This window comes from Microseira wollei NIES-4236, assembly GCF_020521235.1.
Lineage (GTDB): Bacteria > Cyanobacteriota > Cyanobacteriia > Cyanobacteriales > Aerosakkonemataceae > Microseira > Microseira wollei.
Genome location: NZ_BLAY01000794.1, coordinates 1 through 233 on the forward strand (window position 1 = coordinate 1; position 233 = coordinate 233).

Annotated in this window: 1 protein-coding gene; it reads left to right on the forward strand. The window is 54.9% G+C overall.

Translation table 11 applies throughout. From position 1 onward, the window contains the following. Nucleotides 1-233 (forward strand): hypothetical protein (locus MiSe_RS50540; protein ID WP_226595165.1); only part of this gene is annotated, 233 nt, incomplete at both ends.

The following is a 233-nucleotide window of genomic DNA, read 5'->3' on the forward strand; positions in this document are numbered from 1 at the left end:
CGATCGACATTATCAACGACACGGTGGTGGAAGCGGCGGAAACCGTCAACCTCACCCTCGCTGCCAATAGTGCTTATACTGTCGGCGCGGCAAATAGTGCCACGGTGAATATTGCCGATAACGATACTTTACCCATCGTTACCATCACCGCCAGCGACGCCAATGCTGGCGAAACCGATAGCGGCATTGCACTTAACCCCGGACAATTCACCTTTACCCGCACCGGCAGTACC